The organism is Psychrobacter sp. van23A, assembly GCF_030845275.1.
Classification (GTDB): Bacteria; Pseudomonadota; Gammaproteobacteria; order Pseudomonadales; family Moraxellaceae; genus Psychrobacter; species Psychrobacter faecalis.
Genome location: NZ_CP132595.1, coordinates 3,128,887 through 3,136,206, shown reverse-complemented (window position 1 = coordinate 3,136,206; position 7,320 = coordinate 3,128,887). Strand labels below are relative to the sequence as shown.

Annotated in this window: 7 protein-coding genes; all 7 read left to right on the top strand. The window is 41.6% G+C overall.

Annotated features, from left to right (window positions below):
* Positions 1–647: 647 nt before the first annotated feature.
* Positions 648–782 (top strand): 50S ribosomal protein L34, encoded by a 135-nt coding sequence (rpmH, locus tag RAH45_RS13335; protein WP_007394757.1) that lies wholly within the window; start codon positions 648–650, stop codon positions 780–782.
* Between the two features lie 205 nt (positions 783–987).
* Entirely contained in the window at positions 988–1,359 is a 372-nt protein-coding gene (rnpA, locus tag RAH45_RS13330) for a ribonuclease P protein component (RefSeq protein WP_068405046.1), read from the top strand.
* Between the two features lies 1 nt (position 1,360).
* A complete protein-coding gene (gene yidD, locus RAH45_RS13325; RefSeq protein WP_306495353.1) occupies positions 1,361–1,738 on the top strand; it encodes a membrane protein insertion efficiency factor YidD in 378 nt (125 codons plus the stop codon).
* A gap of 214 nt (positions 1,739–1,952) precedes the next feature.
* The gene (gene yidC / locus RAH45_RS13320) at positions 1,953–3,635 is read left to right on the top strand and encodes a membrane protein insertase YidC (protein ID WP_306495352.1); all 1,683 of its coding nucleotides are present in this window, start codon (positions 1,953–1,955) and stop codon (positions 3,633–3,635) included.
* A 214-nt stretch (positions 3,636–3,849) separates the two neighbouring features.
* Positions 3,850–5,295 carry a tRNA uridine-5-carboxymethylaminomethyl(34) synthesis GTPase MnmE gene (mnmE, locus tag RAH45_RS13315; protein ID WP_193030430.1) on the top strand — a complete coding sequence of 482 codons (1,446 nt, stop codon included), beginning with the start codon at positions 3,850–3,852 and terminating at the stop codon, positions 5,293–5,295.
* A 108-nt stretch (positions 5,296–5,403) separates the two neighbouring features.
* Complete coding sequence (gene nrdR / locus RAH45_RS13310) at positions 5,404–5,862, top strand: transcriptional regulator NrdR (protein ID WP_068405041.1); 459 nt, start codon at positions 5,404–5,406, stop codon at positions 5,860–5,862.
* 123 nt (positions 5,863–5,985) lie between these two features.
* On the top strand, positions 5,986–7,041 hold the full coding sequence (gene ribD, locus RAH45_RS13305; protein WP_068405039.1) for a bifunctional diaminohydroxyphosphoribosylaminopyrimidine deaminase/5-amino-6-(5-phosphoribosylamino)uracil reductase RibD: 1,056 nt from the start codon (positions 5,986–5,988) through the stop codon (positions 7,039–7,041).
* Positions 7,042–7,320 lie beyond the last annotated feature (279 nt).

Genomic DNA, 7,320 nt, shown 5'->3' with positions numbered 1-7,320 from the left:
GAAAAATACTAACCCCATAGTCCAAGGTAATCGGTCAAAAGAACGTCGTTTTTATAGTGTAAATCTAACAACTTTAAGCCCCAAAAAGCCTCTTGTCTTAACAAAGATATCTTATGGTCACATGACTCAAAATCATACATCTAGTAGGGCGCTAATCTAACACAAACAGCCTGTGGATAATACCTCGTTTTTTGTGGATAAGACTGTGGATAGTTTTGTGGATAAGTATATATCATGAGTTATCCATATTTCACCCACAGGTTATCCACAACCTTACCCATAGCCTATCGTATTGATAAAAAAGTAAAAAAACAAGTTAACCTCAGATAATACGATCCCCAATAACAACAATATTTATATATATTAATAGTTAATTATTATAGAGTTCGGCACAAACTGTGGATAAGTTTTAAAAATTGATTATCAAAATAGTTTTTCTAAAAGATGATTTGGGTCTACTGATATGAGTTTATTTAACTAAATCTCTTAGCTGTAAATATCTCATTACGGATAAATATAAGAAAACTCACTCTGTTGTAAAATCATCTGTATAAAAACAGAGCAAATTAGTTCATTGACCAAAATACTATGCGGTGGTATAATCCTCCGCTATTACGAATTTAGTCCATTATTTTGATAGGTGAGTTATGAAACGTACATTCCAACCAAGCGTGATCAAGCGTAAACGTACTCACGGTTTCCGTGCACGTATGGCAACCAAAAAAGGCCGCCAAGTCTTAGCTCGTCGCCGCGCTAAAGGACGTCATCGCCTTACTGTATAATTAATCAGTAGATTGCGATAAGCATGGCCGATAGTGCTTGTTGTGTTTCTATTATTTTATAGATTGCGATCGTCAAGCATCACAACTGTCACTTAGCCATATATTAAAAGCGCCCACATCGGCGCTTTTTTTGTCTCTATACTTTGTTATTCTTTCTACGCTATTATCTCTGCTAGTGTTATTAGCTCTTATATTAGGTTGTATTATGCCCAATACCGTTTCAGCGCCCCCTAACGCTCGCTTTACCAAAGCGCAGCGCCTGCTCACGCCTTCGTCCTTTCGCGAGGTATTTGACGCGCCTGAGCGCAAGCTGCATCAGAGTCATTTAATGGCATTTGTACGTAGCAATCATTGTGAACAGCCTCGAGTCGGTATGGCCATTACCAAACGTAAAGTACCGACGGCTGTCACACGAAATTTAATCAAACGCCATGTTCGTGAGCAGTTTCGTATAAAGGCAAGTCACTTAGAAAACAAAGATATTGTATTTATTGTTAAAAAGTCTATGAAGCAATTAAATAATAAAGAAATAATAAATGAAATTAATAACATCTTTAAAAAAATAGAAAAAAAATAAAATGTATTACTTATTAAAAGTTATAAATAATTTTTTTTATAAAATATTTTATTATTTTATTGTTTTCTATCAAAGAATAATAAGCCCTATTTTACCTGCGCGCTGTCGTTATTATCCAACTTGCTCAAATTATGGTAAACAAGCTTTAGCATGGCATGGGGTTTGGTCGGGTAGTTGGCTATTATTAAAACGTATCAGTAGCTGTCATCCGTTAGGCGGACATGGCATCGATTTTGTGCCACTCCCTTTGTCTTCTTATCATTATCAATATATATCGCCTACGACGACACCAGCTTATGATAAATCGCAAAGCTGGTATGTTTATAAAGATACTAAGAGCTATGTGGCTCGCCTAAATTATCTAATGAAGTCGATATAAACTTTATTATCGACTAAGCAGTTGTGGATATCTTTCAGGTTACCCACAAGTTATCCACACGCTTGTATCATTTAGAGCGGTTTTTTAGTAAAATGATGAACATTTTATGTGATTGACTGCTGGTATGACTGCTAAGGAAAGGGTTTGATACTGTGTGGTGGTCATGACACATGCCTGATTTTTCATTCCCTAATTTTTAATCTAGGAAAGGTTTATGCAAAAGATATTTCGGGTGATGATCATCATTGCGATGCTAATCACCGCTTATCTGCTGATTTTAGCATGGCGAGATGATTATGCCGATGCACCAGCTGTAGACGCGGTACCAGAAACGTCAACATCGGCAGGTGCTGATATTCCTGCTACCACTGGCGCAGCAGGTGACATTCCAGCACAAACGCTACCAGTTGATGCGGGCGCTGTGGCAGAGGCACCTGCGACCAATACGGGTCTAATCACGGTCACAACCGATCGCTATGACATTAAAATCAATCCAGAAGGCGGGGATATCGTTTATGCGGCGTTAAAGCAATATGATGCCACACTCAATAGCGAAAAACCTTTTGTGTTGTTAGAAAATAATAGCGGTCGCGTTTATGTGGCGCAGTCTGGTCTTATCGGTCCAAACGGTATTGATACCGCCGAAGGTCGCGCCAAATATAGCCACGCTGCCAATAATTATGTGATGGAGAAAGGTCAGCAAACGTTATCAGTACCACTTACCTATCAAAAAGATGGCGTGACGGTTACTAAGACCTTTACTTTCACCCAAGATAAATATCCGATTGATATCAGCTATCAAATTCAAAACGCTTCTGCCAATCCTTGGCAAGGACAGATGTTTGCGCAGTTAAAGCGTGACGATAGTAAAGACCCCGGCATGTCTGATAAAGGCGCGCTAAGCATGGCGACGTATTTGGGCGGCGCTTGGGGCACACCTGAAGATCCTTATAATAAGTTAAAATTTGGTAAATTTAACGATGGTGAGTTGACTACGACCAGTGATGAAGGTTGGGTTGGTATCGTTCAGCATTACTTCGTTTCTGCTTGGACGCCTGAAAACTTTACGGGTAAGTTCTTTAGCCGTGAAACGGGCAATGATTACTTTATTGGTTTTAACAGTCAACCTGTTAATGTGGCACCAAACAAGCAAATTACCTTAAAAGCAACTCTCTATGCTGGTCCAAAAGTACAGTCTGAGCTAAAAGAAGTGGCAGTAGGTCTGAATCAGACCGTCGATTATGGATTGCTGTGGCCAATATCAAAAATATTATTTGCGATTTTGGATGGTATTCATAAAGTTATCGGCAACTGGGGCTGGTCAATTATTCTATTGACGCTGTTGGTTAAAATCGCCTTGATGTGGGTATCTAATAAAAGCTACTACTCAATGGCGAAAATGCGGGCTATCGCCCCAAGACTGGCGGCATTAAAAGAAGAACACGGCGACGATCGCATGAAAATGTCGCAAGAAATGATGGCAATTTATAAAGAAGAGAAAGTCAATCCGATGGCGGGTTGTTTACCTATTCTGATGCAAATGCCGATTTTCTTGGCCTTATATTGGGTATTGGTTGAAAGTGTTGAGCTGCGTCATGCGCCTTGGATACTGTGGATTCAAGATTTATCAGCGATGGATCCATGGTTCATTTTACCGCTCTTAATGGGTGCGTCGATGTTTATCCAGCAGCAACTAAATCCGCAGCCCGCTGATCCAATGCAAGCTAAAGTGATGAAGTTTTTACCGATTATCTTCACTGCGTTTATGCTGTTCTTCCCCGCAGGTTTGGTGCTATACTGGACGGTGAACAACTTATTTAGTATGACCCAGCAGTACATCATCAACCGCAAGGTTGAAGAAGAACAAAAACGTCGTACCGTCAAAGTTCTGGATTAAATAAAGTTCAAGTCTAAAAAACCATCGCTACGGCGGTGGTTTTTTTATGTATGAAAGAGAATGCTTTTCTTATGTTAATAAACAAGGAAAATAGCTATATAACCATACTTTAGGATTTTAATAATCTACTCGTTGAAGTTTGCTTTGTCAGTGCCTGCTAAGCCGTCTATAATGGGGTTTTTGCTTATTGAGAGTGATTGTGGATTCTTTAAAGATGGCACTAGCCGCCGATAATTTGGATGAATCACCTAAAAATTCTAATATATCTGGCCTTCCGACCATTGCGGCGATTGCTACACCGCTTGGGCGTGGTGGCGTCGGGGTTATTCGTCTGTCAGGCGCGCGTGCTTACGATATCGCTTGTCAGCTTACTGGTAAGTCGACTTTCACGCCGCGTATGGCCAGTTTTTGCCGTTTCTATCAGGCTGATGGCACGACCATTGATGAAGGTTTGGTGCTGTACTTTAAAGGTCCGCACTCGTTTACTGGCGAAGATGTGATTGAGCTACAAGGTCACGGCGGCATGATTTTACAAAATCAGCTGCTAGCACGCGTGTTTGAATTGGGCGCAAAACAAGCGGGCGCAGGAGAGTTTTCTTACCGTGCTTTTGATAATGACAAATTGGATTTGGTACAAGCAGAAGCCATTGCTGATGCGATTGATGCTACCAGCGCCGCCGCTGCCAGTAGTGCGATTCGCTCACTTAGTGGTGAGTTTTCACAAAAAATTAATCAGCTACTTGAGCAATTGATTCATCTGCGCTTGCACGTCGAAGCGGCGATTGATTTCCCTGATGAAGAAGACGTTGATTTCTTATCTGATGGCGTTATTCAAGATAAGCTTGAACAAACCCAATCCAAAATACAGCAAGTGCTAGCGACCGCCAAGCAAGGTCAGCTATTACGCGACGGTATTCATGTAGTGCTTGCTGGCAGACCAAATGCGGGTAAATCAAGCTTGTTGAATCGTTTGGCAGGGCAAGAGCGTGCTATCGTGACCGATGTCGCTGGGACAACACGCGATACCCTGCAAGAAACCGTCGTGCTTAACGGCTTAACCTTGCATTTAACCGATACTGCAGGTCTGCGCGAGACTGAAGATACGGTCGAGCGTATCGGTATTGAGCGTGCGCGTAAGGCGATTACGCAGGCTGATATGCTGCTGATGGTTTATGACGTGACTCGTGACCTTGCAAGCGATAGCACGCCATTACAACTGGCTGAACAGCTATTTGGCGAGTTGCCAGAAGCCAAGCGCTTACTGATTATTGCCAATAAAAGCGATTTATTAAACGATAACAGCAGTAAAGAAAGAATCGCCACTTCACAAGCAGAAATAAAAAATCGTGGCTATGAGCAGGTCAATGTTTCATGTGAAACAGGCACAGGAATTGATGATTTGGTTGAAACCTTATGTGCTAAAGTAGGTTTTCATCCGCCAGAAAATAGCTTAATCGCCCGTACACGTCATTTGGACGCGCTAAGACGTACCGCTGATTCGTTAGTAGAAGCACATGAGCAGCTGACGGTGTTTAAAGCAGGTGAGTTAGTGGCAGAAAGCCTACGCCAAGCGCAGCAAAGTTTGGGAGAAATTACGGGTGAATTTAGCGCTGATGATTTATTAGGAAAAATCTTTGGTAGCTTTTGTATTGGTAAATAACGAGTAAAAGTCTGCTTCTTTATCTGCATAGTAAAATTATCATTTTTTAGAAAATTTAGTTTTATCAATAATTATATTCGCCCTCACTATTAACCTAAGGAAAAGCGTATGCATTGCCCATATTGTAATGCGTCAGATACCAAAGTTATCGACTCACGGCTAGCAGCTGATGGCGCGCAAGTACGGCGCCGCCGCTCATGTAATAGCTGTCAGGAACGCTTTACGACCTTTGAAGTGGTAGAAGTAGTGATGCCGCGTATTATCAAATCAAGTGGCAAAATTGAGCCTTATGACAATGATAAATTGCGCCGCTCGATTTTATTGCCCTTACAGAAGCGCCCAATTACTATTGATGAGCAAGAAGCGATGATTAGTCGTATCGAAAAGCGCGTACGCCAAATGGGTGAGCGCGAGGTAAGCAGTAAGGTTTTGGGTGAGATTATTATGAGTGAGCTTAAAACGCTCGATGATGTCGCTTATGTACGTTTTGCCAGTGTCTATCGTGATTTTCAAGATATCGACGCTTTTCATCAAGAAATTGCCAATATTCGCCCAAATGAAAAATAGGCTGATGTAAGTATCAATATCTTGGTAAAGCCAATTTAATCCTTAGCAATCTTTGTAATTTAAAATTGCTTAACTTATTGAATGATTATAAAACGTTTCCTACCCTTTATTAAGTACGCCTTTATGTCGAACTCAAATTATTCTCAAGACGCCAAAGACCGCTATTTTATGATGCTCGCCGTTGAGCAGGCTAAGCATGGTCTGTATACCACGCGTCCCAATCCAGCGGTCGGCTGTGTGATTGTGCAAGCAGATGAAGTAGTCGGCCAAGGCTTTCATCCGAAAGCAGGGCAGCCGCATGCTGAGGTATTCGCCTTAAAAGATGCGGGCACGCGCGCGATCGGTGCGACCGCCTATGTGACTTTAGAGCCTTGTAGTCATACCGGACGTACACCGCCTTGTGCCTTGGGTCTTATCAAAGCTGGAGTGGAGCGTGTTGTCATTGCCGGTCTCGACCCCAATCCACAGGTGGCTGGTCGCGGTGTGAAACTTTTAGAACAAGCAGGCATTGCTGTTACCGTCGGCGTGCTAACCGCGCAAGCAGAAGCTTTAAATAAGGGTTTTTTAAAGGCGATGCGTAGCCAAATGCCTTATGTTAGTCTTAAGATTGCTACCAGTCTTGATGGCCGTACGGCGATGGCATCCGGTGAGTCAAAGTGGATCACGGGTACAGCAGCGCGCGAAGATGTACAGAAACTGCGTGCGCAAAGCGGCGCTATTATCACAGGCAGTGAAACGGTCATCATTGATAATCCGCAGTTAAATGTACGCTCTAGTCAGCTAGGTATTAATCCTGAACATGTGCCATCGCCTAAAATAGTGATACTCGATAGACGAGGGCGATTAGAATACGATTTACAGTCTGACTATCAGCTATGCCAGAGTCCAAAAACTCTTTATTGGCGTGAAGAAAGTTTAATTGAGTTATTAAAGAACTTAGTGAGTGAACATCACTGTTATGACGTCTTAATAGAGGCGGGCGCAAACGTTGCAGGGAGCTTTTTACAACAGCAACTGGTGGATGAGCTCATTGTTTATCAAGCACCGTGCTTATTAGGGAGTGAGGCGCGTCCTATGGTTGCTGTCAATCCATTATCGTTAGCGCAGCAGCTACGTTTTGATATCCACGGTCATGAGCAGCTTGGTTCTGATCTTAAGCTTACCTTATTACCTTTATAGTCGGCGTTATAAATGCCTTGTCTTTCAATATTTTATCCACAAGATTAAACCTGTATACACTATACGTGGATAAATAAAGTAGTTTTATCGAGGTTTCACATGAAACTGTGTATAACTTTGTTTCACATGAAACTTATCAGTAATTTTTAATAATATTTTAAAGCTATAAGTCATTTATAATCAATAACTTACATGTATAATTTAAGTGTAGTAAATAATTATTAAAAAACAGACTTATTGTGGATAACTCTTTAGAAACCAAGACTCTCATACTACTAC

Bases quoted from the DNA above. Each gene is read 5' to 3' on its own strand.
- rnpA (WP_068405046.1), top strand. From the start codon at position 988: ATGCCCAATACCGTTTCAGCGCCCCCTAACGCTCGCTTTACCAAAGCG.
- yidC (WP_306495352.1), top strand. From the start codon at position 1,953: ATGCAAAAGATATTTCGGGTGATGATCATCATTGCGATGCTAATCACC.
- ribD (WP_068405039.1), top strand. From the start codon at position 5,986: ATGTCGAACTCAAATTATTCTCAAGACGCCAAAGACCGCTATTTTATG.
- rpmH (WP_007394757.1), top strand. From the start codon at position 648: ATGAAACGTACATTCCAACCAAGCGTGATCAAGCGTAAACGTACTCAC.
- mnmE (WP_193030430.1), top strand. From the start codon at position 3,850: ATGGCACTAGCCGCCGATAATTTGGATGAATCACCTAAAAATTCTAAT.
- nrdR (WP_068405041.1), top strand. From the start codon at position 5,404: ATGCATTGCCCATATTGTAATGCGTCAGATACCAAAGTTATCGACTCA.
- yidD (WP_306495353.1), top strand. From the start codon at position 1,361: ATGTATTACTTATTAAAAGTTATAAATAATTTTTTTTATAAAATATTT.